General features: G+C 72.6%; 1 protein-coding gene. It reads left to right on the forward strand.

What is annotated here, in order from left to right; all coding sequences use genetic code 11:
* Positions 1 to 41: 41 nt before the first annotated feature.
* On the forward strand, positions 42 to 1467 hold a 1426-nt coding region (locus SSBG_RS08280; protein WP_037871237.1), incomplete at its 3' end, for an alpha/beta hydrolase.

Below are 1467 nucleotides of genomic sequence, written 5' to 3' on the forward strand. Positions count from 1 at the left end.
CTCACTCGCTCCCGCCCCGCCGCCCCTCCCCTCGCGCCCGGCTGCGCGCCGGGGCCGCCGCCCTCGCCGGGCTGAGCCTCGCCGCCGCCCTGACCGCCTGCTCCGGTGGCGGCGGAGGCAGCGACGACGGGCCGACGAACGGCGCGAGCGGCAGCGATCCGCGCGGCCAGTCGCTGAGCTGGAAGAGCTGCCCGGCCCCCGACCAGGCCCAGGGCACCGGCGACAAGCCGTCCCCGCTGCCGGGCGGCACGCGCTGGCAGTGCGCGACGATGCGGGCGCCGCTGGACTGGAAGCACCCCAAGGGCGCCTCGATCGACCTCGCGCTCATCCGCGCCAAGGCCAAGGAGCAGGACAAGCGCATCGGCTCGCTCGTCTTCAACTTCGGCGGCCCCGGCGGCTCGGGCGTCGCGACGCTCCCGGCCTTCGGCGACACGTACGAGTCGCTGCGCACCCGCTACGACCTCGTGAGCTTCGACCCGCGCGGCGTGGGCCGCAGCGCGCCGGTGCGGTGCCAGGACGCCGAGCGGCTCGACCAGTACTTCGCGCAGGACAACACCCCCGACGACGAGGCCGAGCGCAACGAGTTCGTCACCGGCACCAAGAACTTCAACGCCGCCTGCGAGAAGAACTCCCGCGTCGTGCTGCCGCACGTCTCGACGACCGACGCGGCGCGCGACATGGACCTGCTGCGGCAGGTGCTCGGCGACAAGAAGCTCCACTACTTCGGCATCTCGTACGGCACCGAGCTGGGCGGTGTCTACGCGCACCTCTTCCCGAAGAAGGTCGGCCGCGCCGTCTTCGACGCCGTCGTGGACCCGACCGAGAACAGCGAACAGGGCTCCCTGGGCCAGGCCAAGGGCTTCCAGCTCGCGCTCGACAACTTCGCCGACGACTGCGTGAAGCAGGGCTCGGACTGCACCATCGGGGACAGCCGCGCGGCGATCGAGAAGCGCATGGCGAAACTCCTCAAGGACCTCGACAGCAAGCCGCTGCCGGGCCTCGGCGAGCGGAAGCTGACCCAGTCCGGGGGCACGGGCGGCATCGCCCAGGCCCTCTACTCCAAGGACTACTGGCCCTACCTGCGCGAAGGGCTCCAGCAGGCGTACGACGGCGACGGGCGCGTCCTGATGGCGCTCTCCGACGCGATGAACGGCCGCAACGAGGACGGCAGCTACTCCAACATCACCGCCGCCAACGTCGCCATCAACTGCGCCGACGACAAGGAGCGGTACTCGATGGCGGACGTCGAGAAGAAGCTCCCCGCCTTCCGCGCGGCGTCGCCGCTCTTCGGGGACTTCCTCGCCTGGTCCCTCGTCAGCTGCACCGACTGGGCCGTGCCCGGCGCCGCCTCGCACCCCGACGTCTCCGCCCCCGGCGCCCCGCCCGTCCTCGTCGTCGGCAACACCGGCGACCCCGCGACCCCCTACGAGGGCGCGGCGCGCATGGCGAGGGAACTCGGCAAGGGCG

This window comes from Streptomyces sp. SPB074 (assembly GCF_000154905.1).
Classification (GTDB): Bacteria; Actinomycetota; Actinomycetes; order Streptomycetales; family Streptomycetaceae; genus Streptomyces.